At 67.1% G+C, this 24576-nt stretch carries 23 protein-coding genes; 16 read left to right on the top strand and 7 right to left on the bottom strand.

The annotated features are described in order from the left end of the window. Positions 1 to 40: 40 nt before the first annotated feature. The 13 genes from leuS (at position 41) to M5D76_RS06875 (ending at position 15797) form a co-directional block, all read left to right on the top strand. Positions 41 to 2602 carry a leucine--tRNA ligase gene (gene leuS, locus M5D76_RS06935; RefSeq protein ID WP_248922660.1) on the top strand — a complete coding sequence of 854 codons (2562 nt, stop codon included), beginning with the start codon at positions 41 to 43 and terminating at the stop codon, positions 2600 to 2602. A gap of 3 nt (positions 2603 to 2605) precedes the next feature. Next, positions 2606 to 3181, top strand: coding sequence for a 5-formyltetrahydrofolate cyclo-ligase (locus M5D76_RS06930; RefSeq protein ID WP_248922659.1), 576 nt, complete (start codon positions 2606 to 2608; stop codon positions 3179 to 3181). A gap of 145 nt (positions 3182 to 3326) precedes the next feature. Continuing rightward, positions 3327 to 5150: an indolepyruvate ferredoxin oxidoreductase subunit alpha gene (iorA, locus tag M5D76_RS06925; protein ID WP_248923067.1), complete on the top strand. Its 1824-nt coding sequence runs from the start codon at positions 3327 to 3329 to the stop codon at positions 5148 to 5150. After that, entirely contained in the window at positions 5147 to 5719 is a 573-nt protein-coding gene (locus tag M5D76_RS06920) for an indolepyruvate oxidoreductase subunit beta (protein ID WP_248922658.1), read from the top strand. Before iorA ends, M5D76_RS06920 begins: the two co-directional genes overlap by 4 nt. 68 nt (positions 5720 to 5787) lie before the next feature. Then, positions 5788 to 7023, top strand: coding sequence for a phenylacetate--CoA ligase family protein (locus tag M5D76_RS06915; protein ID WP_248922657.1), 1236 nt, complete (start codon positions 5788 to 5790; stop codon positions 7021 to 7023). Between the two features lie 78 nt (positions 7024 to 7101). Then, positions 7102 to 8775, top strand: coding sequence for a formate--tetrahydrofolate ligase (locus tag M5D76_RS06910; RefSeq protein ID WP_248922656.1), 1674 nt, complete (start codon positions 7102 to 7104; stop codon positions 8773 to 8775). Between the two features lie 66 nt (positions 8776 to 8841). Next, entirely contained in the window at positions 8842 to 9465 is a 624-nt protein-coding gene (locus M5D76_RS06905; protein ID WP_248922655.1) for a cyclodeaminase/cyclohydrolase family protein, read from the top strand. Next, the gene (locus M5D76_RS06900) at positions 9462 to 10322 is read left to right on the top strand and encodes a bifunctional 5,10-methylenetetrahydrofolate dehydrogenase/5,10-methenyltetrahydrofolate cyclohydrolase (protein ID WP_248922654.1); all 861 of its coding nucleotides are present in this window, start codon (positions 9462 to 9464) and stop codon (positions 10320 to 10322) included. Before M5D76_RS06905 ends, M5D76_RS06900 begins: the two co-directional genes overlap by 4 nt. Beyond that, entirely contained in the window at positions 10319 to 10906 is a 588-nt protein-coding gene (gene folE, locus M5D76_RS06895; RefSeq protein ID WP_248922653.1) for a GTP cyclohydrolase I FolE, read from the top strand. Before M5D76_RS06900 ends, folE begins: the two co-directional genes overlap by 4 nt. Positions 10907 to 10998: 92 nt before the next feature. After that, positions 10999 to 12408: a bifunctional folylpolyglutamate synthase/dihydrofolate synthase gene (locus M5D76_RS06890; protein ID WP_248922652.1), complete on the top strand. Its 1410-nt coding sequence runs from the start codon at positions 10999 to 11001 to the stop codon at positions 12406 to 12408. Between the two features lie 140 nt (positions 12409 to 12548). Next, positions 12549 to 14597, top strand: coding sequence for an Ig-like domain-containing protein (locus M5D76_RS06885; protein WP_248922651.1), 2049 nt, complete (start codon positions 12549 to 12551; stop codon positions 14595 to 14597). 203 nt (positions 14598 to 14800) lie between these two features. Continuing rightward, positions 14801 to 15193, top strand: coding sequence for an NINE protein (locus M5D76_RS06880; protein WP_248922650.1), 393 nt, complete (start codon positions 14801 to 14803; stop codon positions 15191 to 15193). 172 nt (positions 15194 to 15365) lie between these two features. After that, complete coding sequence (locus M5D76_RS06875; RefSeq protein ID WP_248922649.1) at positions 15366 to 15797, top strand: zinc ribbon domain-containing protein; 432 nt, start codon at positions 15366 to 15368, stop codon at positions 15795 to 15797. A gap of 125 nt (positions 15798 to 15922) precedes the next feature. Here M5D76_RS06875 and M5D76_RS06870 read toward each other — a convergent pair whose 3' ends face one another. Next, positions 15923 to 16744, bottom strand: a complete 822-nt coding sequence (locus M5D76_RS06870; RefSeq protein ID WP_248922648.1) for an HD domain-containing protein — start codon at positions 16742 to 16744, stop codon at positions 15923 to 15925. A 360-nt stretch (positions 16745 to 17104) separates the two neighbouring features. Between M5D76_RS06870 and thrS the strand changes: the two genes are divergently transcribed. The 3 genes from thrS to M5D76_RS06855 all read left to right on the top strand — a co-directional run bounded on the left by thrS (position 17105) and on the right by M5D76_RS06855 (position 20407). Continuing rightward, positions 17105 to 18868: a threonine--tRNA ligase gene (thrS, locus tag M5D76_RS06865; protein WP_248922647.1), complete on the top strand. Its 1764-nt coding sequence runs from the start codon at positions 17105 to 17107 to the stop codon at positions 18866 to 18868. Between the two features lie 68 nt (positions 18869 to 18936). Continuing rightward, positions 18937 to 19728: a PLP-dependent transferase gene (locus tag M5D76_RS06860; RefSeq protein ID WP_248922646.1), complete on the top strand. Its 792-nt coding sequence runs from the start codon at positions 18937 to 18939 to the stop codon at positions 19726 to 19728. A 70-nt stretch (positions 19729 to 19798) separates the two neighbouring features. Then, positions 19799 to 20407, top strand: coding sequence for a hypothetical protein (locus M5D76_RS06855; RefSeq protein WP_248922645.1), 609 nt, complete (start codon positions 19799 to 19801; stop codon positions 20405 to 20407). A 120-nt stretch (positions 20408 to 20527) separates the two neighbouring features. Here M5D76_RS06855 and M5D76_RS06850 read toward each other — a convergent pair whose 3' ends face one another. The 6 genes from M5D76_RS06850 to M5D76_RS06825 form a co-directional block, all read right to left on the bottom strand. Further along, a complete protein-coding gene (locus tag M5D76_RS06850) occupies positions 20528 to 21025 on the bottom strand; it encodes a dihydrofolate reductase (protein WP_248922644.1) in 498 nt (165 codons plus the stop codon). A 2-nt stretch (positions 21026 to 21027) separates the two neighbouring features. After that, on the bottom strand, positions 21028 to 21876 hold the full coding sequence (gene thyA, locus M5D76_RS06845) for a thymidylate synthase (protein WP_248922643.1): 849 nt from the start codon (positions 21874 to 21876) through the stop codon (positions 21028 to 21030). Positions 21877 to 21898: 22 nt separating this feature from the next. Beyond that, complete coding sequence (locus tag M5D76_RS06840) at positions 21899 to 22360, bottom strand: hypothetical protein (protein WP_248922642.1); 462 nt, start codon at positions 22358 to 22360, stop codon at positions 21899 to 21901. A 72-nt stretch (positions 22361 to 22432) separates the two neighbouring features. Then, positions 22433 to 22849, bottom strand: a complete 417-nt coding sequence (locus M5D76_RS06835; RefSeq protein ID WP_248922641.1) for an NUDIX hydrolase — start codon at positions 22847 to 22849, stop codon at positions 22433 to 22435. Further along, positions 22846 to 23565 carry an acyl-[acyl-carrier-protein] thioesterase gene (locus M5D76_RS06830; RefSeq protein ID WP_248922640.1) on the bottom strand — a complete coding sequence of 240 codons (720 nt, stop codon included), beginning with the start codon at positions 23563 to 23565 and terminating at the stop codon, positions 22846 to 22848. Before M5D76_RS06830 ends, M5D76_RS06835 begins: the two co-directional genes overlap by 4 nt. A gap of 18 nt (positions 23566 to 23583) precedes the next feature. After that, entirely contained in the window at positions 23584 to 24522 is a 939-nt protein-coding gene (locus M5D76_RS06825) for a diacylglycerol/lipid kinase family protein (protein WP_248922639.1), read from the bottom strand. Between the last annotated feature and the right edge of the window lie 54 nt (positions 24523 to 24576).

Here is a 24576-nt window from a genome sequence, read left to right as displayed (position 1 = left end):
TAATGGGTCGCGGTGGCAGACTACTTAGAAAGGTTAGATCGTGGCAGAGAGCAGTGAGAACAAGGCGGGCGTGCCCCCCTACGACGCCAGCGCCATCGAGAGCAAGTGGCAGAGGGTCTGGGAGGACGAGGGCGTCCACAAGGCGGGGGAGGACCCCACCAAGCCCAAGAAGTACGTCCTCGAGATGTTCCCGTACCCGTCGGGCGACCTGCACATGGGTCACGCCCGCAACTACACCATCGGCGACGCCATGGCGCGCCAGGCCCGCATGAGGGGCTACGACGTCCTGCACCCCATGGGATTCGACGCGTTCGGCCTTCCCGCCGAGAACGCGGCCATCAAGCACAACACCCAGGCCGGAAAGTGGACGCACGAGAACATCGCCCAGGCCGTCAAGACCATGAAGCGCATGGGCTTCTCCTACGACTACGACCGCATGTTCAACACCTGCGACCCCGAATACTACAAGTGGGGCCAGTGGATGTTCATCAAGATGTGGGAGAAGGGCCTGGCCTACCGTGACACCTCGCCCGTCAACTGGTGCCCCACGTGCCAGACGGTTCTCGCCAACGAGCAGGTCGTCAACGGCGAGTGCTGGAGGTGCGGCACGGTCCCCGAGAAGCGCAACCTCTCGCAGTGGTACCTCAAGATCACCGACTACGCCCAGGAGCTCCTCGACGACCTCGACAAGCTCGACGGCTGGCCCGAGAACGTCAAGGCGCAGCAGCGCAACTGGATCGGCCGCTCCGAGGGCGCCGAGATCGACTTCACCCTCGCCGACGTCGACGGCACGACCCCGACCGACCGCAAGGTGACGGTCTTCACCACCCGCGCCGACACCATCTTCGGCGTCTCGTTCATGGTGCTGCCGCCCGAGAGCGAGCTCGCCGCCGAGCTCGTCGCCGGCACCGAGTACGAGGCGGCCTACCTCGAGCTCAAGAGTGCGACCGAGAAGGTCAGCGCCGTCGACCGCCAGGGCTCCGAGCGCGAGAAGCACGGCGTGCCCACCGGCCGCTTCGTCATCAACCCGATCAACGGCCGCCCCGTGCCCGTCTGGGTCGCCGACTATGTCTTGATGGACTACGGCACCGGCGCCGTCATGGGCGTCCCCTGCGGCGACCAGCGCGACTTCGACTTCGCCAAGAAGTACGACCTCGAGATCGCCCCGATCATCTGCGAGAAGGACGACCCCCTCTACGAGGAGCTCAAGGACGAGCGCGAGCTTCGCGTCACCTCCGTCGACTGGGACGGCGCCATGGAGGCCGAGGGCTACCTCGTCCAGTCCGGCGAGTTCACCGGCCTCAAGGGCGGCAAGCACTCCGAGGCCGTCGACGCGATCACCAAGTGGCTCTCCGACCACGACTGCGGCCGCGAGACCGTCCAGTTCCGCCTGCGCGACTGGCTCATCAGCCGCCAGCGCTACTGGGGCAACCCCATCCCGATGATCCACTGCGACTGCTGCGGCGACGTCCCCGTTCCCTACGAGGACCTGCCCGTCATGCTGCCCGAGGACCTCGACCTCGGCGCCGGCGAGACGCTGGCCGAGTACGCGCCCTTCTACGAGACGACGTGCCCCAAGTGCGGCAAGCCCGCCCGTCGCATCACCGACACGATGGACACCTTCACGTGCTCCAGCTGGTACTACCTGCGCTACTGCGACCCCCACAACGACGAGGCCCCCTTCTCCAAGGAGGCCGCCGGCCGCTGGATGAGCGTCGACAACTACATCGGCGGCATCGAGCACGCCATCCTGCACCTGCTCTACTCGCGCTTCTGGACCAAGGTCCTGCGCGACCTCGGCATGCTCGACATCGACGAGCCCTTCACCAACCTGCTCTGCCAGGGCATGGTCAAGGACGAGAACGGCGACACGATGTCCAAGTCCAAGGGCAACGTCGTCCCGCCCTCGAGCGTCATCGACCCCTACGGCGCCGACACCATGCGCCTCGCGATCCTCTTCATCGCGCCGCCCGAGAAGGACTTCGACTGGGACCCCGAGGCCGTCGCGGGCGCCAATCGCTTCATCAAGCGCGCCTGGCGCGTCGTCTGGCAGCTCTGCGAGACCGCGGCCGCAGGCGAGGTCGACCCCGCCGCCCTCGACGCCGACGCCAAGGAGCTCAACCTCGCGCTTCACGCCTCCGGCATCAAGTGCACGCAGGACTTCGACCGCGGCCAGTTCAACACCGCCATCTCGGCGGCCATGGAGCTCACCAACGCCGCGAGCAAGTACCTCGTGGACGTCGAGGCCGACCGTCGCGACAAGGCCCTGTGCGCCCGCGTCGCCCACGACCTCGTCACGATCCTCGCTCCGATCTGCCCGCACTGGGCCGAGGAGCTCTACCACGAGGCGCTCGGCCTCAGCGGCTCGGTCTACAACGAGCCCTGGCCCACCTTCGACGAGGCCCAGGCCAAGAGCGACACCATCGAGATCGCCGTCCAGGTCAAGGGCAAGGTGCGCGCACGCATCCAGGTGAGCGCCTCCGCCTCCAAGGACGAGCTCGAGGCGGCCGCCAAGGAGGCCGTCGCCGACCAGATCGCCGGCAAGGACGTCAAGAAGGTCATCGTCGTCCCCGGCAGGCTTGTCAACATCGTCGCGATCTAGCGCGTGGTCGACGCTACGGACAACAAGGCACAGCTTCGCGGGCGGCTTCGTGCCGCCCGCGCGGCTATCGGCCCGAGCGAGCGCGGACGCTCCGACGAGGCGATCAGGCGGCAGGTCCTCGCGATGGGGGACTGGGGCCGCTCGGACGTCGTCTACGCCTACCTCTCCCTCAAGGACGAGGTCGACACCCGCGCCCTCGTCTCCGACGCCCTTCGCGCGGGCAAGCGCGTGGCCCTGCCGCGCTGTACGTCGACGCAACGCGAGCTCGCCTGGCACTACGTCAGCTCCCTCGACGGCCTCGTCCCCGGCCGCTTCGGCATCCTCGAGCCCGACCCCGCCCTCCACGAGCCTGCTTCCGCCGCAGGCGCTGTCCGCTCCCTTGCCCTCGTGCCCGGGCTGACCTTCGACGACGAGGGCTTCCGCCTGGGCTATGGCGGCGGCTACTACGACGGCTTCCTCTCCCGCTTCGAGGGCGTCTCCGTCGGCCTGTGTCGCAGCTCCCTGCGCGTCGAGAGCCTTGCCGGCATGGGTTGCCTCGAGCCCCATGACGTCCCGGTGGACCTCGTCGTCGAGGCGTAGGCTCGCGCGGGCGCCACCTAACGCGGCACGCCTCGCCGCCCGCAACGTTTCGGGAGCGAGACGAATTCCGGCCATCGCCCCGCGCCCGCGCCCGCTCCGCTAGAGTGGACTAACCGAACCATGCATCCTTGGAGGGGGAGTGAGCATGCACAGGGAGTTCCTCATGGGTAACGAGGCGATCGCCCTCGGCGCCCTCGCGGCCGGCGTCAACGTCGTCGCGGGCTACCCCGGCACGCCGTCGACCGAGATCATCGAGACCGTGCGCAAGCGCCGCGGCGACGACGTCTACGTCGAGTGGTCCGTCAACGAGAAGGCCGCCCTCGAGGTCTGCGCCGGCGCCGCCTACGCGGGCGCGCGCACGCTCGTCACCATGAAGTGCGTTGGCCTCAACGTCGCCGCCGACCCGCTCATGAGCCTCGCCTACATCGGCGTCAAGGGCGCCATGGTCATCGTCGTCGCCGACGACCCCGGCCCCATCTCGTCCCAGACCGAGCAGGACACGCGCACCTTCGCCCAGCTCGCCAAGATCCCCTGCTTCGACCCGTCGGGCGTCGCCGACGCCTACCAGATGGTCCAGGACGCCTTCGCCCTCTCCGAGGAGCTCCACACGCCCGTGTTCCTGCGCCCCACGACGCGCGTCGACCACGGCTACGAGGCCATCGACGTCGCGGACGAGTCCGCATGGGAGAAGAGCCTGCCCGCCGGCTTCGAGAAGGACCCCGCCCGCTGGGTCATCTTCCCCAAGCTCTCCGTCCGCGCCCACGCCGAGATCGAGGCTAGAAACGCTAGCCTCTCCGACCGCCTCTCCGCCTACCCCCAGAACCGCCTCGAGCGCGAGTCCGACGTCTGTGCCGCGCCGCGCCTCGGCGTCGCCACCGGCGGCATCAACTACGCCTACGTCCGCGAGTCCGCCGGCGCCGACGATTGCCGCATCCTGCGCGTCGCGACGCCGTTCCCCTTCCCGGAGGAGCTCGCCCTCGACTTCCTCGACGGCCTCGACGAGGTCCTCTGCGTCGAGGAGCTCGACCCCGTGATCGAGCGCGCCCTCTTACAGGTCTGCGGCAGGCACCACCTGCCCGTGCGCATCCGCGGCAAGCTCTCCGGCGACGTCAAGCCCTCGGGCGAGAACTCCGTCGCCTACGTCGCCGACCTTCTTGCCATCTTCCTCGGCCGCGCCTCCGCGCCCGCGCCTGCCGCGCTCGCCGACGCGCCCGAGCTCCCCGTGCGCCCGCCGGTCCTCTGCGCCGGCTGCCCGCACCGCGCGAGCTTCCTGGCCGTCAAGGAGGCCATGCGCCTCGAGAAGACCATCTACTGCGGCGACATCGGCTGCTACACCCTCGGCAACGCCCGTCCGCTCGACATGTGCGACACGTGCCTGTGCATGGGCGCCGGCATCACGATCGCGCAGGGCGTCGGCCACGTCGAGCCCGACACGCGCTGCTTCGCCTTCGTCGGCGACTCGACCTTCTTCGCCTCCGGCATCACCGGTGTCGTGAACGCCTTCTACAACCAGGCCGACCTGACCGTCGTGGTGCTCGACAACTCCACCACCGCCATGACCGGCCACCAGCCGCATCCCGGCACGGGCGTGACCGCCCTGGGCGAGAAGGTCGCGCCGGTCTCGATCGAGGCCGTGCTGCGGGCCATCGGGCTCACCGTGGTCGAGACCGTCGACCCGCTCGACCACGACCACGCGGTCGACGTCGTCTCCCGCGTCGCTTCAGAGCCCGGGGTCAAGGCCATCATCTTCAAGAGCCCCTGCGTCTTCGTCTCCAGGCCCCAGGCCACGAGCCACGTCGACTGGTCGCGCTGCATCGGCTGCCAGCGCTGCGTGAAGACGCTCGGCTGCCCGGCGCTCGTGCCGAGCCCGGACGGCAAGGTCGCCATCGACGAGTCCCAGTGCGTCGGCTGCACCCTCTGCGAGCAGGTCTGCCCCACGGGTGCCATCTCGGGAGGTGCATCGGCATGAGGCGTGACATCGTACTGTGCGGAACCGGCGGTCAGGGCACCGTCCTCGCGTCCAAGGTCCTGGCCCGCGCGGCCATGAACGCCGGCCTCTCCGTCAAGTCGGCCGAGACCATCGGCATGGCGCAGCGCGGCGGCTCCGTCGTGAGCCACGTGCGCGTGGGGGAGGGCGCCGCCTCGCCGCTCGTCGGCCTCGGCCGCGCCGACCTCCTCATCGCCTTCGAGCCCGCCGAGGCCCTGCGCCAGCTCCCGTACCTGCGCGAGGGCGGCACGCTCGTCACGAGCGACCGCCCGGTGGTCCCCGTCTCGGCCACGGTCGGCGGTCCCTCCTACGACGTCGAGAAGATCATGGCCACCCTCGAGGCGCAGGCTCCCAACCTCACGGTCGTCGATGCCGCACGCGCCGAGCGCGAGCTCGGCTCGGCCAAGGTGCTCAACGTCCTGCTCCTCGGAGCCGCCTGCCGCACCGGCCGGCTCGGCTTCACGACAGACCAGCTCAGGCAGGCCATCCACGAGTCCGTCCGCGAGCGCTTCGTCGAGCTCAACGACCGCGCCCTCGACTGGCAGGGCTGACCCCTCCCGCCCCCGCGGCGGATCGACCACGACCCACACCCCACCCACGCAAGCGAAACGGAGGCCCCATGCAGATCAACGAATCCCAGCTCGAGCTCGTCAACAGGCAGATCGAGCGCCTGCGCGCGTCCAACAACTTCTACGGCCAGCGCCTGCGCGATGCCGGCATCACTGGCTGCGACTCGATCGAGGACTTCGAGCGCCTGCCCTTCTCGTCCAAGCAGGACCTGCGCGACGCCTACCCCCTCGGCCTCGCTGCCGTGGATGACGAGAAGATCGTGCGCATCCACTCGAGCTCCGGCACCACCGGCACCCCGGTCATCGTCCCCTACACCGCCAAGGACGTGGAGGACTGGGCCATCCAGTTCGCCCGCTGCTACGAGATGGCCGGCATCACGAGCGCGGACCGCATCCAGATCACGCCCGGCTACGGCCTCTGGACCGCGGGCATCGGATTCCAGGCCGGCGCCGAGCGCCTCGGCGCCATGGCCATCCCCATGGGCCCCGGCAACACCGAGAAGCAGCTGCAGTTCATGGTCGACATGCAGTCCACGGTCATCTGCGCCACCTCGAGCTACGCCCTTCTCCTCGCCGAGGAGATCGAGAAGCGCGGCATCCGCGACCAGATCAATCTGCGCCGCGGCGTCATCGGCTCCGAGCGCTGGGGCGAGAAGATCCGCAGCCGCATCAACGAGGGTCTCGGCATCGAGTCCTTCGACATCTACGGCCTGACCGAGGTCTACGGCCCGGGCATCGGCATCTCCTGCCCCGCGCAGGAGGGCATGCACATCTGGGACGACTACCTCTACGTCGAGATCATCGACCCCGAGACCGGCAAGAACGTGCCCGACGGCGAGTGGGGCGAGATCGTCATCACCACGCTCGTGAAGGAGGGCGCGCCCCTCATCCGCTTCCGCACGCATGACCTCAGCCGCATCATCCCCGGCACCTGTTCCTGCGGCAGCTCCTTCCCGCGCATCGACACGATCCGCGGCCGCTCCGACGACATGTTCAAGATCCACGGCGTCAACGTCTTCCCGCGCCAGGTGGAGGAGGTCCTCGCCCTGTTCCCGCAGCTCTCGAGCGAGTACCAGGTCCGCCTCTCGCACCTCGAGGGCCGCGACACCATGCGCGTCTACGTCGAGACCGACGGCACCCAGGACTTTTTGGGCACGGCCGACGCGGTCGCGCACGAGTTCAAGAGCAGGATCGGCTTCACCCCGCTCGTCAAGGTTGTCGAGCTCGGCGTCCTGCCGCGCAGCGAGAAGAAGACCAAGCGCGTCTTCGACGAGCGCTACGAGTAGCGAGCGGGTATCATCAGCGTCAGCGTAGGTTCTGTTTCTTCGAGTGCCGGCGCCGCCGGCGAGGAGGGGATCGCCCACATGGCAGACTACAAGTCCGACATTGAGATCGCACAGGAGGCCGAGATGCTTCCCATCGTCGAGGTCGCGCGCAAGGCCGGCATCGCGGAGGAGCTGCTCGAGCCCTACGGCCGCACCAAGGCCAAGGTCGACATCCACCCGCTGGCCGATCGTCCCCGCAAGGGCAAGCTCGTCCTCGTGACGGCCATCAACCCTACGCCCGCGGGCGAGGGCAAGACCACGACCTCGGTCGGTCTGGCCGACGCCATGAACCGCTGCGGCCACCAGACGATGCTCGCCCTGAGGGAGCCCTCACTCGGCCCCGTCTTCGGCATCAAGGGCGGCGCGGCCGGCGGCGGCCGCGCGCAGGTGGTCCCCATGGAGGACATCAACCTCCACTTCACGGGCGACTTCCACGCCATCGGCGCGGCCAACAACCTCTGCGCCGCCATGCTCGACAACCACATCAAACAGGGCAACGAGCTCGGCATCGACCCGCGCCGCGTCGTCTGGAAACGCTGCGTCGACATGAACGACCGCCAGCTCCGCAACGTCGTCGACGGCCTCGGCGGCATCGCCGACGGCATGCCCCGCGAGGACGGCTTCGACATCACCGTGGCCTCCGAGGTCATGGCCGTCTTCTGCCTCGCGACCGACCTCGCCGACCTCAAGGCACGCCTCGCGCGCATGGTCGTCGCCTACACCTACGATCGCAAGCCCGTCACGGTCGCCGACATCAAGGCCGAGGGTGCCATGTGCGCCCTGCTCAAGGACGCCATCAAGCCCAACCTCGTCCAGACGCTCGAGAACAACCCCGCCTTCGTCCACGGCGGCCCCTTCGCCAACATCGCCCACGGCTGCAACTCCGTCGAGGCGACCTCCTGCGCCCTCAAGCTCGCCGACTACGTCGTGACCGAGGCGGGCTTCGGCGCCGACCTCGGTGCCGAGAAGTTCCTCGACATCAAGTGCCGCGCGATGGGCGTGGCCCCCGACGCCGTCGTGCTTGTGGCCACCGTGCGTGCCCTCAAGTACAACGGCGGCGTGCCTAAGGACGAGCTCACGAGCGAGAACCTCGAGGCCCTCGAGGCCGGCATGCCCAACCTCCTGCAGCACGTCTCCAACATCCAGGACGTCTACGGCCTGCCCGTCGTCGTGGCCATCAACGCCTTCCCGACCGACACCAAGGCCGAGCTCGACCTCGTCGCCAAGCGCTGCGGCGAGCTCGGGGTCAACGTCGCGCTCTCCGAGGTCTGGGCCAAGGGCTCCGAGGGCGGAGTCGCGCTCGCCGAGGAGGTCGTGCGCCTCTGCGAGCAGCCCTCCGACTTCCACTACTCATACGAGCTCGACTGCTCGATCGCCGAGAAGATCGAGGCCGTCGCCAAGAGGATCTACCACGCCGACGGCGTCGACTTCACCCCGAAGGCCTCGCGCCAGCTCAAGCAGCTCACCGAGCTCGGCTTCGATGGGCTTCCCGTGTGCATTGCGAAGACGCAGTATTCCTTCTCGGATGACCCCAAGAAGCTCGGTGCGCCCAAGGGCTTCCGCATCACGGTGCGCAACCTGCGCGTCTCTGCGGGCGCGGGCTTCATCGTCGCGCTCACGGGCGACATCATGACGATGCCCGGCCTTCCCAAGGTCCCCGCCGCCGAGAAGATCGACGTGACCGAGGATGGCAAGATCGTCGGACTGTTCTAGACTGTCACAGACAGGTGTCTTGCGGGCGCCCTGCGGGGCGCCCTTTCTTATAGGAGTGGTACAAGGATGAACCTCACGCAGTCGAGCCTCGCCGAGTTCGCGGGCGACCTCGCGGCGCGCACGCCGGTGCCGGGCGGGGGCGGTGCCTCCGCCTATGCCGGTGCGCTTGCGGCGAGCCTTGCCTCGATGGCGGCCGCCTTCACCCGACCCAAGGACGAGTCGGTCTCCGACGACGTCCTCGATTCGATAGTCGAGCGCTCGCGCGTCCTCTCGGCCGAGCTCGTCGAGCTCGTCGAGAAGGACGCCGAGGCCTACCTGGCGCTCTCCCGCGCCTTTGGGATGAGCCGCGACGACGCCTCTCGTGCCGTCTCCGTCGACGAGGCCTGCCGAGAGGCGGCCGACGTGCCCCTCCGAGTCATGCGCACCGCGGCCAAGGTGGTCGAGCTCGTTGAGGGGCTCGAGGGCGTCTGCAAGAGGATGCTCCTCTCCGACGTGGGCGTCGCGGGATCGCTTGCGGCCTGCGCCCTCGATTCGGCAAGCCTCTCCGTCCTGGCTAACACGGTCTCTGCGGCAGACGCCGAGTGGGCCCGCGCCGCCGAGCGCGAGTGCGACGAGCTCCTCTGCGAGTTTGCCCCGCGCGGCCGCGCCGCCTTCGAGCGCGTCTCCGCACGCATGAGGAGGTCCGCATGACGCTCGAGCTGAAGGGCGCACCCGTCTCCCGCGCCATCCAGGAGGACCTCGTCGGCCGCATCGCCACGCTTCGCGAGCAGGGCGTCACGCCCGCGCTCGCGATCATCCGCGTGGGGGAGCGCCCGGACGACCTCACCTACCAGCGCGCCGCCGAGAAGCGCTGCGCCGCCCTGGGGATCGAGGCGCGGCCGCTGGCGCTGGGGGAGACCTGCAGCCAAGGCGAGCTCCTCTCGGCCATTCGCGCCGTGAACGAGGACGACTCCGTCCACGGCTGCCTCATGCTTCGTCCGCTGCCCGCCCATCTCGACGAGGACGAGGCCTGCGCGGCGCTCGCGCCCGAGAAGGACGTCGACGGCATCACGCCCGCCTCGGCCTTCGGCGTCTACGCCGGCCGCGAGGTCGGGTTCGCCCCGTGCACGGCCGAGGGGTGCGTCCGCATTCTCGACCACTACGGGATCGAGCTGTCCGGCAGGCGCGCCTGCGTCGTGGGGCGCTCGCCGGTGATCGGCAGGCCCGTCTCGATGCTGCTGCTCCAGCGTGACGCTACCGTGACCGTCTGCCACTCGAGGACCGCCGACCTTGCCGGCGCCTGCCGCGAGGCGGACATTCTCGTGGCGGCCGTGGGCCACGCCAAGACGATCGGCGACGGGTGCGTGCGCGCCGGCCAGACGGTCGTCGACGTGGGCATCAACTGGGACGAGGAGGCCGGCCGCCTTGTGGGCGACGTCGACTTCGACCAGGTGGCGCCCATCGTATCTGCAATCACGCCGGTGCCTGGCGGCGTCGGCTCAGTCACCGTCGCGGTGCTCATGGAGCACGTCGTGCGTGCGGCCGAGAGGAGCGTGATCGTCCGATGAGCGACGAGCGCAACGAGTACGGGAAGCTGGACAAGGGGCGCGTCGAGGCGGCCGTCCGCGAGCTGCTGTTCGCGATCGGCGAGGACCCCGACCGCGAGGGGCTGCAGGGCACGCCCGACCGCGTGGCCCGCGCCTGCGCCGAGATCTTCGGCGGCATGCAGGAGGACCCCGGCGCCCACCTGCGCAAGCAGTTCCAAGAGAGCGACAACGAGGAGATGGTCATCGTTCGCGACATCCCGTTCTCCTCGATGTGCGAGCACCACCTGCTGCCCTTCACCGGCAGGGCCCACGTCTGCTACATCCCGCGCCGGGGCCGCATCACGGGGCTCTCCAAGATCGCGCGCTGCGTGAACGGCTACGCGAGGCGCCCGCAGGTTCAGGAGCGCCTCACCGCGCAGGTCGCCGACGCGATGATGCGCGAGCTCGAGCCGCTCGGGGTCCTCGTGGTCCTCGAGGCGGAGCACACCTGCATGAACATGCGCGGCATCAAGAGCGCCGGCTCGCTCACCATGACCTCGGCCGTCCGCGGCTGCTTCAAGGACCTCAAGACCCGCGAGGAGGCCCTGAGGCTGCTCGGGCTGTAGCGGCTGCGCCCCGGGGCGGCCCCGGGCGCGGCCCAGGCTCTTCTCGGCGCGTTGCGCCAGCTCTCCACACAAGACATACGGAGGCATCATCCATGTACCACCTTCCCTTCGACGTTGAGGAGACGTCCCTCGACGACGCCGTCTCTGCGCTGCACGAGGCCCTTGGCCTCGGCATCAAGCCCCTGCTCGAGACCGTCGAGGACATGCTCGCCGCCTGCGGCGACCCCGACCTCTGCTTCGACTGCGTCCAGGTCGCCGGCACCAACGGCAAGACCTCGACCGCGCGCTTCGCCGCCGCGATCCTCGCGGGCGAGGGCAAGCGCGTCGCGCTGTACACGAGCCCCCACCTCGTGCGCTACAACGAGCGTCTGGAGATCTGCGGCGAGCCCGTCGCGCCCGCCGACTTCGCGCACGGCATCGCCGCGGCCATCGAGGCCGGGCGCCGCGTGAACGAGGCTCGCGTCTCGCGGGGCGAGGAGCCCTATGACGTCACGGAGTTCGACCTGGTCACGGTCGCGTCGCTCGTCGTCTGCGCCGAGAAGGGCGTCGACGTCGTGGTGCTCGAGGTCGGGATGGGAGGGCGCTGGGACGCCACGAGTGCGTCCCGGTCCATCCGCTCGGTCGCCGTCACCGGCATCGGACTCGACCACACGCGCATCCTCGGCGACACGCTCGAGGCGATCGCCGGCGAGAAGGCCGCCATCATCAAGCCCGGTCGCACCTGCGCCCTCGGCGTCGGCACGGCCACGCCGGCCAGCGTGGAGGACGTGTTCCTCGCGCGCTGCCGCGAGACGGGCGTCATGCCCGTGCTCGTGCGTGCGGACGACCCCGCGGAATGCGCGGGAGAGATGCACGCGGGTGAGGTCCGCGCGCATGCCGACCTCACGCACGCGAGCTTCGCCGTGACGCGCCACCCCGAGCGCATCGGCGGCTCGCTCGTGCTCGACGTCACGACGCCCAATGCGACCTACGTGGGCGTGAGTGCCCTCAAGCCCGCCTTCCAGGCGGCCAACATCGCGCTTGCCGTCACCCTCTGCGAGCAGTACCTCGGCCGCGCCCTCGACGCCGCGCGCCTCTTCGACTCCGTCGTCTGCTGCCCCACGCCGGGCCGCTTCGACGTGGTTCGCCCCGACCCGGTGGGGCTCGTCGACGCGTGCCACAACCCGCAGTCCGTGGAGACCTTCCTTACGGCCGTGAGCGCCGTCGAGCCCGACGTGACCCGTCGGCCCACGCTCGTCGCCGCGGTGCTGGCAGACAAGGACTACCACGGCATCTGCGCTCTTCTCGCCCGCGCGTTCCCGCGCGTGGTCGTGACCCAGACGCAGAGCGGACGCGCGCTGCCCGCCGCAGAGCTCGCCGAGGCCTTCCGCGAGGCCGGCGCCAACGTCGTCGGCACCTACCCGACGGTGGGGGAGGCCCTCGAGAGCGTCGCCGACGAGCCCTTCGTCGCGTGCGGGTCGATCACGCTTGCCGGCGAGGTCGTGGGGGTTATGCGCGGGTAGAGGATGCATTCTGAATTATCGTGCGAGGTGTCGTTCTGAGGACTGGGCAGTTTTACCATTTGTCGACAGGGCGACTTAATTGCTTTGCCTGTCCGATAGCATAAATAGATAGATTATTCTCTGTCGGAAGGGCGGCTGGCATGAGACAGATGAAACGTTGGAGAACGTTTGGCATTTTGGCTGCGCTTTTCGTTGGGCTTTGGCTTGTGCTGGGTCTAGGCGTAGTGGCGTACGCCGAGGAACTCGAGCCTGTCAAATACCTTGATGAAAACGGCGAGGAGCAGTATTGCCGTGATTATGCCGATGGTGCAGTGTCTACTTATGGAACCGGCTGGTATGTTGTAAAGGGAAACCGGTTTGTGCATTCGCTGAGCGTTGAGGGTGACGCGAAAGTAATTCTCTGTGATGATTCGGCTCTGGTAATCAACCACATGGCATCAAGCGACCCGGCAGTCAGTGGGTCTATTGGAAGTCTGACAGTTTATGGTCAGAGCACGGGAATGCACGCGGGACGCATGACTGTGACCGGGAGTGGGAAGTCCATCTCCTTGAATATGCTGACGATCAATGGCGGCGACGTTGTGGTAAATACCTTAGCGGAAATGAATGATGGGATTACGAGTCCTCTCACGAGCGAAACGATAATAGTTAATGGAGGCAGTCTGATTTCAAATAGCCCAAATCATGCAGGCATTTGGACCAGTGCGTTTACTCTCAACGGTGGCCTTGTTGACGTAGCGGGTTCGAGCAGTGGTCTTCGCGCTGCTGATTCGATAACCATTAATGGTGGCTATTTGAAAGCTACAAACCTTGGCAATTATAACGGGCTTGCTGGGTCAGGCATTACCTGTGTCGAGGACATTGTTGTTAATGGGGGTACCGTAAGTACCGTAGGGTATTGGGGAGCTAGGGCGGCGCATATCACGATTAACAACGGCGTCGTCTCTGCCAGGGGGACCGAACGAGGACTCGTCACCGTCTCATCGCCGTCCGGTAGCCCTACTTTTATTGCGGTCAACGGTGGGACTGTCACGGTGTCTGGTGATAAGAAATGCTTCGGGTCAAACTTTTCTCTCGCTTCTGACATGGTAGTGAGGGCTGGATCATATAACGGCGACGCCAAGCTCGTGAACCCCATCGGGTGGGCAAAGGGCCATAGTGATACGTGGGCGCACCTTGAAAAGGCAGTTCTTATTACTGATCTAGTTCTTAGCAAGACGAAGGCGGTCGTTGAGCCCGGCGGAACCATGAAGCTCGATGCGATTGTTAAGCCCGACAATGCATCCTACCGTGATGCGGAGTTCTTGACGTGGGGAAGTGACAACGAGAGCGTTGCCACTGTCGACGAAAACGGGGTCATCACGGGCGTGGCTGCGGGGACTGCCGTCATTACGGTCAAGAGCGCTGTGTATGACGAAGTGATCGCTTCGTGCATGGTGACCGTCAAGGATATAGTTCATGTGACTGCCGTTGAGCTTGACAAAACCAAGCTTGCCCTTGGTCTGGGCGAGAGCCAGAAGCTCAATGTCACGCTCGAGCCCGAGAATGCGGACGACAAGAGCGTAACGTGGAAGAGCGATAACGAGAATGTGGCGACAGTTGACGAGGGCGGTATTGTTACGTCAGTAGGTGAAGGCGAGGCTGTTATTACCGCGACGAGCGTCGACAATTCTGATGCCAAGGCTACGTGTACGGTGAGCGTGACGTCGAAGCCAGAACCCGACCCAGAACCTGATCCAGATCCAGATCCAGATCCAGATTCTAGTCACGGTCAAAATCCTACTTCTGTCACGATGCTGCGATTGTACAATCCATATAATGGCGAGCACTTCTATACCGCAAGTACCTACGAACGCGATTCGTTGGTTGGAGTCGGATGGAAGGATGAGGGCGTGGGCTGGATTGCGCCGAGGCATTCTGATTCGCCGGTTTTTCGTCTCTACAATCCATTTGCAGGCGATCATCACTACACGCTAAGTTCTGCGGAGCGTGACCATCTGGTATCAGTTGGGTGGAACGACGAAGGCGTTGGTTGGTATTCGGCCGGATCGAATGGTGTGCCCATCTATCGTCAGTACAATCCATATGCGGCTGTCGGTACGCATAATTACACACCAAGCAAGGGAGAGGCCGAGGCTCTCATTGCGCTTGGATGGAAAGACGAGGGCATCGGCTGGTACGGGCTGTAGTTTCCGAGCGACATAGCAAGGGCGTATGAGGGCTGCCCGGCGATTGCGCCGGGCAGCCCTTCTCGGTTGCAAGGGCGTGCGTAGACGTGCCGCTCTCGCGGGTTGCGGCGTGTGGGCAGAGGGTTGTGCCAATTGCGTCCGCCTGGTGCGCTATCCTGACATAGACGCACGTTCACCTACACCTTCGAGACGAGGGAAGCCGCATGAGCACCGCAGACGAGATCAGGAAGCTCAAGGAGCTGCTCGACATGGGCGCCATCACGCGGGAGGAGTACGACCGCAAGAAGGCCGAGCTCCTCGAAAGGCCCCTCGACGAGCCCGTACGCGAGACCCAGCTGACGCGCGCGCCGGTGGGCGAGAAGAGCAAGGTCGCGGCCGCGCTGCTCGCCTTCTTCTTCGGCGGCATCGGGGTCCACAAGTTCTATCTCGGCTACACGAAGGAGGGGATGGTCATGCTGCTGGTCACCCTCCTCACATTCGGCTTCGGCGGCGTGGTCATGGGGCCGATCGCCTTCATCGAGTTCATCATCTACCTCACCAAGAGCGACGCGGAGTTCGAGGAGACCTACGTGAGGGGCCACAAGGGCTGGTTCTAGCCGGCGGCCCTCCAGGCTCAGGCCGCACGCGCCCTTCGGTCTGCGCACATGTGGTGGCGCCCTGCATTCGCGGGTCCCGTCCTTGACAGGTCTGATACAATCGACAGCGTTTATGGCCATGTGAAGTGTCTTGGCCTGGGTCGCAAGACGAAGAAGAAAGGTCCCCGACGACATGTCTGAGCTTCTTGACCAGCTGATCACGCCTGAGGTGCGCATGGTGCTCTACCTCATGGTGGCGTGCCTCGTTATGCTCTACATCCTCTCGATCGTGTATGTCATCCGCGACGCGCAGCGCCGTGGCGCCGAGCCCTGGTGGCTCTGGGCGGTCATCTCGGTCATCCCCATCGTCGGCCTTCTCGCCTACGTCATCCTGCGCCCGAGCTCCTACCTCGTCGACCGCGAGGAGCAGGACCTCGACATCGCCCTTCGCGAGCACCAGCTCTCGCACTACGGCATCTGCCCCAAGTGCGGCGCGCCGATCGACCGCGACTTCGTCGTCTGCCCCATCTGCAACACCCAGGTCCGCAACGTCTGCCCGACCTGCCACCGTCCGCTCAACGCCGACTGGAAGGTCTGCCCCTACTGCCGCACGCGCATCCAGTAGCGCCGGGCGAGAGGAGCCACGGCTCCGACCGACACCAAAGCTTGGGCGAGGGTCCCTCGGGGCCCTCGCCTTTTTTGTCACCCAAGCCGTAAGTTCGCGGCACGTCCGCTGCGACAAGGGGTGTCCTACGCCTCCGCGGACGCGCCCTTGGTTGCGACCTGCGCCGCGACCCACTCCCTGAGGTGCGCCTCCATTGCGCGGATGCGCTCCTCGGTGCGCGCGTCGTCGAAGGTGCGCCCCAGGATCTGCCACAGGTCGCCCTCGCGCGCCATGATCCGCACGCTCTCGGCAAACGCGAGCTCGAAGGCGAAGCAGGCGTGCCCCACCAGGAAGTCGACGGGGGAGCGGCGGATCTGCCGCGGCACGCAGCGGTGCTCCCAGAACACGCGCTCCACGGCGTCGGTCAGCACGCTCGCGCGCATCTCGCGCTCGGTCACGCCGTAGATCTCCTCGCAGGTGTTGATGCGGTTGACCTTGAGGATGTCGATCTTGTCCGCGTCGCGCAGGATCTCGCAGAACGTGCGCTGCCGCGCGTCGAGTCCCTCCGGCAGGCGCAGCGCGCTGTGGCAGCCGACGGCCAGGCGGATGAGCCCGTCCTCGGCGTCGTCCTCGACGAACCGCCTGATGCCGCCCTCTGCGGGCGCGGACGGGGGCGCGGGCGAGAAGAGCACCTCCACGCCCAGGGCGGCGTGGCTGACCGTGACAGCGTCGAGGAACGAGTCGTAGCGCCTGACCTGCTCGAAGCGGCCGATGTCGTGAAGGAGGCCCAAGAGCCAGGCGAGGTCGACGTCGTCGGGGGAGAGCCCCTCGGCGCGCGCGATCTCCTCGGCGAAGCCCGCGGTGCGGAGCGTGTGCTCCACCTTGAGCGTGATCCTGGGGTTGTCCGTCCCGTACGCGGACGTGTAGGCGGCAAAGGCCGCGGCTGCCCTCTCGCGGTCGATCCTCATGGGCTCCTCCTCTCGCTGCGCACAGGATAGCAGAGGCCGCGATGGCGCCCCGCTCTGCGTTGTATTCGTGATGTGCGCCCCCAAGTTGGCAGCGTGAGGGGAGAGGCTCTTCTCGACTGCTATAGTTTTCAGCGTTACTGCCTATGCAATCGAAGGGGTTTTCTCGACATGCGTCTGCCCATGAGCAACACGCCTCCCACTCGAGCCACCGGTCGCACCCTGATCGTCGCGACAACCCCCGTGCGGACTATCTAGGCGCCTGTCCTTTCATACGGCCCAAGGCCCTGCGACATGCGCCATGCTTCCCCCGAAACGCTAGCGAGCGCCCGCGCCGTGCGGACGCATGAAAAGAGGTAACACATGAAGGTCCTGTACAACGACGGTCACGTCGACGAGTGCCCCGCAGACGAGGAGCTCCACGTCATCCGCCACACCGCCGCCCACATCCTGGCCCAGGCCATCAAGCGCCTGTACCCCGAGGCCGACTTCGGCTACGGCCCGGCCACCGAGAACGGCTTCTACTACGACATCGACCTGAACGGCGCCAAGGTCAACGAGGACGACTTCCCCGCCATCGAGGCCGAGATGAAGAAGATCGTCAAGGAGAACCTCAAGGTCGAGACCTACGAGCTGCCCCGCGCCGAGGCCATCAAGCACATGGAGGAGCGCGGCGAGAAGTACAAGGTCGAGCACATCGGCGACCTTCCCGAGGACGCGCGCATCACCTTCTACAAGCAGGGCGAGTACGTTGACATGTGCGTCGGCCCGCACCTCATGTACACCAAGGCGCTCAAGGCCTTCAAGCTCACCGGCGTCTCCGGCGCGTACTGGAAGGACGACAAGGACAACAAGATGCTCACCCGCATCAACGGCATCGCCTTCCGCAACAAGGACGAGCTCGCCGAGTGGGAGCGCCTGCGCGAGGAGGCCGCCAAGCGCGACCACCGCAGGATCGGCAAGGAGATGGACCTCTTCATGATGTCCGAGGCCGGCCCCGGCTTCCCCTTCTGGCTGCCCAACGGCATGCGCGTGCGCAACTCCCTCATGCAGTACTGGCAGGAGATGCAGGACGCCTACGGCTACGAGCAGATCCAGACGCCGATCATCCTGTCGCGCTCCCTCTGGGAGACCTCCGGTCACTGGGACCACTACAAGGAGAACATGTACACGACGCTCATCGACGACGAGGACTACGCCGTCAAGCCGATGAACTGCCCCGGCGCCTGCCTCGTGTACAAGAGCAAGCCGCGCTCCTACCGTGACCTGCCGCTCAAGCTCGCCGAGGCCGGCCTCGACCACCGTCACGAGCTCAAGGGCGCACTGCACGGCCTCTTCCGCGTGCGCGAGTTCACCCAGGACGACGCCCACCTCTTCATCCGTCCGGACCAGATCACCGAGCAGGTGACCGACACGGCGCACCTGATCACGGCCTACTACGCGCAGTTCGGCTTCCCGTACCGCGTCGAGCTCTCCACCCGTCCCGAGGACTCCATGGGCTCCGACGAGGACTGGGCGCGCGCTGAGCAGGGCCTGAAGGACGCCCTCGACTCCATGGGCGTCGACTACGTCATCAACCCCGGTGACGGCGCCTTCTACGGCCCCAAGATCGACTTCCACCTGCAGGACTGCCTCGGCCGCACCTGGCAGTGCGGCACGATCCAGCTCGACTTCCAGCTGCCGCACAACTTCCAGCTCGAGTACGTCGACTCCGACGGCTCCAAGAAGCAGCCGATCATGATCCACCGCGCGGGCTTCGGCTCGTTCGAGCGCTTCATCGGCATGCTCATCGAGCAGTACGCGGGCAAGTTCCCCACGTGGCTCTCGCCCTGCCAGGTCAAGGTCCTTCCCGTCTCCGAGAAGACCCGCGACTACGCCCACGAGGTCGCCGACAAGCTGCGCGCCGCCGGCGTCCGCGTGAAGGTCGACGACCGCGACGAGAAGATCGGCTACAAGATCCGCGAGGCCCGCGGCGTCGACCGCGTGCCCTACATGCTGATCCTCGGCGAGAAGGAGGTCGAGGCCGGCAACATCTCCGTCCGCGACCGCTCCAACGAGACCGTCCAGCGCGACCTCGACGAGTGGATCGTCGAGCTCAAGCAGGAGATCGCCGAGCGCCGCGGCTAGGCGCCGACACATGCACGCAAGCCGTCGCCCTCGGGCGGCGGCTTTTTTCTTTTGGGGAGGTGTCCGTGGTGAGAGACGAGGTGCGCGTGGGCGAGAGGAGCGTGGGCTCGGTGCTCGCCGACCGTCTGGGGCGCGGGCGTGCCTTCGTGGTGGCAGCGGGCGCCGAGAGGGTCGTGCGCGCGCTCTCGCGGCCGCCTGCGGGCGGCGGGCGCGCCGCGGTCGCGTGCCGCGTGCTTGGGGGAGAGCCCCTGGCCTGCCTGGACGTGCGCGCCGAGGCCGAGGCCGCCCGGCGCGAGGACGCGGTCCTCGTGGCCGACTTGACGGGCGTCTCTCCCTTGGGCTGCGCCGCCCTGCGCCTCGGCGCCGACGCGCTCGTGGCACCGCTCTCCGGCGCGCTCGCGGGGCACGCGCTCGTCGCCGTCGCGCCCGGCGCCTCGGTCGAGGCCGAGCTCCCGCTGGCCCTGCCCGACGCGCACGAGGTGGACGAGGCGCTTCTCGCAGGGCTCCTCGAGCTCGACGCCGCGTGGGGGAGGGCGAGCGACTGTGCGCAGGTCCTCTGCGCGTACCTTGCCTGCCACCCGGCCGTGGAGCGCGTGGGCTACCCGGGCCTCAAGGGCGACGCATCCTTCGAGGTGGCCGCGCGCACGCTGCGCGGTGGCTTCGGGCCGCTCGTCGACGTGAGGCTCGCCGCGGGCCGCGACCTCGACGAGGCTCTTCTCGTCCGCGCGGGCGTCACGGCGAGGCGTCTGACCTTGGGAGAGGTCCGGCTGCATGTCGGCGGGGGCGACGCACGCGAGGTCATAGGCGCGCTCGAGCGCGCGCTCGCGGCGGCGGACGGTGACGCCGGCCGCCGGGCGTGAGTCGAGGGGCGTGGGCGCAGGCTCTTATCGTATGATGTTTGCAGACATTTCCCCGACGATGGGAGGCCCCATGGTTTCGAAGCTACTCAGGCAGGTCATGACCGTCGCGCTCGGCTGCGTCGTGGCGACGTTCGCCGTCGGCGGGCTCGCGGCGTGCGCCAACAACGACGAGCAGGCCATTCGCGCGGGCATCACCAAGGAGCTCGACGCGTTCAAGAACCCCACGCAGGCGTCGCTGTCGTCGGTCATCGACAAGGACAACGCCTCGATCGGCGAGATCCGCAACATGGGGATCGACCCGTACGAGTTCCTCGCGCGCTGCTTCAAGGGCTTCGACTACGAGATTCGCGACGTGAAGGTGAGTGACAAGACCGGCACGGTCGCCCTGCACGTGAAGAACAAGGACCTCTCGAAGGCGATCGAGTACGCCAACCAGCAGGCGCAGACGCCCGAGAACCTGTCGACGCTCTTTGAGATCAAAAACGCCGAGGGGGAGAACGGCATGGTCAAGAAGTACGTCGAGTGGTTCTACGCGGGCATCGACGCCACGAGTGACGTCGCCGAGAAGGACGTGACGCTCAAGGTCACGAAGGGCGACGACGGCACCTGGAACGTCGACGACGACAGCATCAAGGAGCTCGTGACGGCCACGTACGGCGGTATGAGCCTCGGCGAGTAGCCGCCGTCTGGCGGGGTCGTCGCGAGGCCCCGATTGAGACGCATCGACAAAGGAGGGGTCGCCGCGCAGTGAGCGTGGCGACCCCTTGCCTGTGCTCTTCTCGCCCGCGCGAGGCTGCGGCTACGCGAGGTTGCGGTTCCGGTAGGTGACGTAGGAGAAGGGGACGCCCGCGGCCGTCACGCCGCCGGGCTCCTCGGACTCGACCTCCCAGGCGTCGTCGGCGTCGAGGTCGGGGAAGTAGGCGTCGGCCGGAAGCCTGACGTCGTTCTTCGTGACGAAGACGCGGTCGCAGAGGGGGAGGAGGGCGCGGTAGACGCTCTCGCCGCCGATGAGCCAGACGGTGTCGGGGTCGGTGTCGGCGAGCGCCGCGAGGGCGGTTTCTGCGGACGAGAAGGTCTCGACGCCGGGGGCAGCGTATCCCTCCTGCCTGGTCAGGACCACGTTGCGGCGGCCCTTGAGGGCGCCGCCCGGGAAGCTCTCGAAGGTGGTGCGGCCCATGAGGACCGTGCCGCCCATGGTGAGCTCGACGAAGCGGTGCATGTCCGCCTTGTTGCGGACGAGCAGCCTGCCCTCGCAGCCGATGGCCCAGTCGCTGGTGACGGAAACGATGGCCCTCATGGCTACACCGCGATCGGGATGTTCTTGACCTGCGGGCCGTGCTCGTAGCCCTCGACGATGAGGTCGTCGGTCGTGAACTCGTAGAAGTCGTGCACGTCGGGGTTGAGGCTCACCTTGGGCGCGGCGTGGCGCTCGCGGCCGATGAGCTCGCGGACGATGTCGACGTGGCGGTCGTAGATGTGGGCGTCGGCGATCATGTGGATGAGCTCGCCGGCGTTCATGTCGCTGACCTGGGCGACCATCATGAGCAGCAGCGCGTACTGGCACACGTTCCAGTTGTTGGCCGCGAGGATGTCCTGGCTGCGCTGGACGAGCACCATGTTGAGGGTCGGTCTCTTCTCGCCCGGCTCCTGCGTGACGTTGTAGATCGCGTTGAACGCGCAGGGGTAGAGGTGCATCTCGGAGAGGTCGCTGAAGGTGTAGAGGTTCGTCATGATCCTGCGGGAGTAGGGGTTCTCGCGCAGGTCCTTCAGGACGCGGTCCATCTGGTCATAGTCGCCGTCGGCGTAGTGGGAGACCTGGCCTACCTGGTAGCCGTAGGCCTTGCCGATCGAGCCGGACTCGTCTGCCCACTCGTCCCAGATGGAGCTGTTGAGGTCGTGGATGTTGTTGGACTTGCGCTGGTAGATCCAGAGGATCTCGTCCATCGCGCTCTTGAGGGCCGTGCGCCTCAGCGTGAGGGCGGGAAACTCCTCGCGCAGGTCGTAGCGGTTGCACACGCCGAACTTCTTGATGGTGTAGGCCGGCGTGCCGTCGCTCCAGTGCGGGCGGACCTTCTGGCCCTCGGTCGTCGTGCCGTGCTCGATGATGTCGGAGCACATCTCGACGAAGATGTCGTCTGCCTTGCTCATGCCTGCCTCCCTGTCGTGGTGCCTAGTAGGAGAACACGTCGGTCGTGGAGCTCGTGCGGCCCCCGCGGCCGTTGGTGTCGGTGGTCGTGCCGTCGCCGTAGAGGCGGTCGGGGTCGGTTCCGCCGAAGCCGTGGTCGTAGTCGTAGTCGTCGAGGTCGAGGTCGTCGAGGTCGAGGTCGAGGTCGTCGAGGTCGAAATCGTAGTCGTCGAGGTCGTCGTCGTCGAGGTCGACGCTCCTGGGGCGGCTGGTGAGCCCGGAGCCGAGCGAGCCCCTGGAGGCGTAGGCAGCCCTGCCGATGAGGGCCGCGCACGAGCCGATGCCGATCGAGATGCCGATGAGGACGACGATCGCGATGGCGGCGATCACGTAGGCCTTGGCGCCCGAGTTCGCGTTGTCGGGGTTGGTGGTCGCCGACGCGCTCTCGATGTAGCGCGGCTGCTCCTCGCTGGTCTGGTTGGTCTCGACGTTGGTGGTGCTGGTCATTCGACTGGTCCTTTCGTTGGTTGCCAGACCATGATAGTGGAGGCTCCCGGCGCGCCCCGGAATTGTCAGACGCTAGAAACGATTCTCCGAAAAAATCTCGGACCAGCCCATGGCGAGGCGCATCACGAGCTCGCGCTCGATCGGCGACCACTCGACGTCGAGCAGGTCCTCCGGCGCCACCCAGCGCACGCCCTCGCCGTCCGCCGGCACAAGGTCGCGCGGCGCATCGAAGGCCACGCACTCGAGGCGAACGCTCTTCTCGCCCGCCATGCCCTCGACGTCGTCGAGCGGCCACGCGCTCGAGCACGGCCCGCCGAGAAGAGCCTCCAGCATGGGCGCGAGCGCGTCCTTGGCCTCGTCGTCGCCCTCGGCCGCGGCGCAGGGGAGGCCCCAGCCGGCGGGGAGATCGGACTCGTCGCGCCTGACGACGAGGACGCGGCCGCGCGCCCTCACCACGGCGCAGGCCACGCGGGCCTCTGCCGCGCTCATGCGCGCACCTCCAGCTTGACGACGGCGAAGGTGTCGCCCTTCTCGTCCGCGAGGTCCACGACCCAGGAGCCGTCTTGCTCGTGCACGCGTGGCACGATCGTGTCGCCGAGAAGGGCCATGCGCTTGTACTGCACGAAGATGCGGCGGGCGTCGACGATCTGGCCCTGCGAGCGCAGGGCGTCGATGGCCATGGAGATGTACTGGGCGTTGTTGACGTGGCGGTTGGTGTCGAGGTGGTGCTCCTTCACTTCGATGGGGCTCGCCTGGGTGAAGTCGCCCTCGACGGCGATCTTGCGCGGCGTCGGCTCCATGTCGAGGCGCTCCTCGCCCGTGAGGTAGGCCATCTGCGACTCGGGGATCTTGGCGGGCGCCTGCCTCTCGGTGTCGAAGACGAACCAGAGGGCGTCGGCGCGCACGAGCTGTCGGCCGCACCTGTCGCAGATGGTGAAGTTCCTGTTCGCGATCAGGCGCTTCATCCCGTAGCACCAGGTCGAGACCGTGATGTCGGTGTTGAAGGCGGGGAGCTCCTCGATCTCGATCTGCCAGGCCGAGAGGAACCACGCGTAGTGGTTCTCGCGCATGTGCTCGAAGCCGAGACCGAGGCTCTCGGAGTGGAAGGTCGAGCAGTCCTGCAGGTAGTTCACGAGGGAGCTGATCGAGAGGCGCCCGTCCTCGGCGCACTCGCTGTAACGGACCGTGCTGTCGAATGAGTACATCTGATTCCTGTTCTGCCGCTAGTCGCGCGGCGCGAGCTTTCTGGAGCTCGGGTAGTAGGGGCTGGTCTGGTCGACGACGACGTCGTTCGCGCGTGGCAGGACGCGCGCGACGTACCCCGTGACCGCGTCGGCGACCACGTCGCCGTCGATCTGCATGGGGATGGGGGAGGAGGACTCGACCTTGACCTCGCGGCCCGTGAAGTGCTCGATGAACGGCCGGCCCGCCCTGCCGCGGCGGTCGAGTATCCCCGAGAGGAACGGGACGATGAGCTGGACGGCGTCCGAGGTCGCGAGCACGATGACGTCGATGAGGCCGTCGGACATCGAGCAGTCCGACACGATCTCGATCTCGCCCTGCATGGTGGCCGTGTTGGCGACGAGGCAGGCGATGCCGTCTCGCTCGTGGCGCACGCCGTCGACCGTGATCGAGAAGTGCGAGACCTCGGGGCGGGTGTTCTTGAGCGCCGCCGCGAAGTAGGCCGCCTCGCCGAGCGACTTCTTGTCGGGCATCGCCGTGCGCATGAGCGACGCGTCGTAGCCGGTGCCCGCCATGATGCCGAAGCCGCGGGTATGCGAGACGCCCTGCTCGGACCAAGAGATCTCGCCGAGGTCGCAGCCGATGACGCCGCCCTGGCGGCAGGCGCGCGCGATGGCGTTCGGCTCGCTCGCGAGGCCGAGGTTGTTGAAGAAGAGGTTGGCCGTGCCCGATGGGAACACGCAGCAGGTGACGTCGCGGCGACGCAGCTCGTAGAGGATCGAGGTCACGGTTCCGTCGCCGCCGGAGAGGACCACGAGGTCGAAGTCCTCGGCGTCGCGCAGGGCCCCGTTCAGGTCGAACTCGGTGCCAAGGACGCGGGTCACGCACTCGTCCCCCTCCTGGAGGAGCGCCCGCTCGAACTCGAAGATGGAGTCGGAACCGAAGCCGGAGCGAGCGTTGTGAACGATGAGGGTGCGCACGTTACCTCCAGACCGTTTCAAGTATCATAGGAACCCGTATTGGCACCTACATCT

The sequence above is a fragment of the Olsenella intestinalis genome (assembly GCF_023276655.1).
In the GTDB taxonomy this organism is placed as follows: domain Bacteria; phylum Actinomycetota; class Coriobacteriia; order Coriobacteriales; family Atopobiaceae; genus Olsenella_J; species Olsenella_J intestinalis.
The sequence above is the reverse complement of the archived record's forward strand: the minus strand, read 5'-3'. Positions and strand labels throughout refer to the sequence as shown.